Origin of the sequence: Luteibacter sahnii, assembly GCF_034063545.1 — a bacterium.
Taxonomy (GTDB): domain Bacteria; phylum Pseudomonadota; class Gammaproteobacteria; order Xanthomonadales; family Rhodanobacteraceae; genus Luteibacter; species Luteibacter sahnii.
Map to the genome: position 1 here is coordinate 1 of NZ_JAQLOK010000032.1, position 508 is coordinate 508.

The following is a 508-nucleotide window of genomic DNA, read 5'->3' on the forward strand; positions in this document are numbered from 1 at the left end:
GCCGGGCAGGCGCCACCAGTGCTCGACCCGGCGCATCCGCAGTCGCTGCCGGCGACCGGCGAGGTGCAGTTCGATGACGTCGTGTTCGCCTGGCCGGGCGAGGCGCGGCGCGTACTCGACGGTGTGTCCCTGCGCATCGCGCCGGGCGAGCGCATCGCCCTCTCCGGCGACAGCGGCAGCGGCAAGACCACCCTGTCGGCGCTGCTGCTGCGGCTGTGGGATCCGCAACAGGGCAGCGTCCGCTATGCCGGCGTCGACCTGCGTGACGTGGCCGAGGCGCAGTGGCACCGCCGCATCGCCTGGCTGCCGCAGGGCGCGCCGGTGTTCGCCGGCAGCGTGCGCGACAATCTGCGCCTTGGCGATCCCGCGGCCGACGATGCGCGGCTGCAGCGAGTGTTGACCGACGTGCGGCTCGACGCCTGGCTGCAAGAAGTCGGTGGCCTCGACGCCTGGCTCGGCGAAAACGGCGCCACCATGTCCGCCGGCCAGGCGCGGCGCCTGGCCCTGG

1 protein-coding gene is annotated in these 508 nt (G+C 74.2%); it reads left to right on the forward strand.

The genetic code is table 11. From position 1 onward, the window contains the following. Positions 1–508, forward strand: a 508-nt coding sequence (locus tag PI246_RS18425) for an ATP-binding cassette domain-containing protein (RefSeq protein ID WP_320552782.1), incomplete at both ends; no start/stop codon positions are given.